This window comes from Psychroserpens mesophilus, from assembly GCF_050617655.1.
Classification (GTDB): domain Bacteria; phylum Bacteroidota; class Bacteroidia; order Flavobacteriales; family Flavobacteriaceae; genus Psychroserpens; species Psychroserpens mesophilus_A.
In genome coordinates this window covers 1-258 of record NZ_JBODQC010000273.1, presented here as the reverse complement: position 1 = coordinate 258, position 258 = coordinate 1, and the positions used below count along the sequence as shown (strand labels likewise).

At 50.8% G+C, this 258-nt stretch carries 1 protein-coding gene; it reads left to right on the top strand.

Features of this window, described 5'->3' with window-relative positions; genetic code table 11:
- Positions 1-10: 10 nt before the first annotated feature.
- On the top strand, positions 11-258 hold a 248-nt coding region (locus ACRHNM_RS17245; protein ID WP_431137881.1), incomplete at its 3' end, for an NAD-dependent epimerase/dehydratase family protein.

The following is a 258-nucleotide window of genomic DNA, read 5'->3' as shown; positions in this document are numbered from 1 at the left end:
AATGAGGCCCATGCATAAACAAGATAAAATATTTGTAGCCGGCCTCCGCGGAATGGTGGGCTCAGCCATCTGGAGCGCGTTGGAAAGTAAAGGCTATACCAATCTCATAGGCAGGAGTAGCCGTGATTTGGATTTGCGGGATCAGGCTGCGGTCAATGAATTTTTTCAATCGGAAAAGCCTGAGTTTGTAATTGTTGCGGCGGCGCGGGTGGGGGGTATCCTGGCAAACGACACCTACCCTTACCAGTTCCTGTTGGT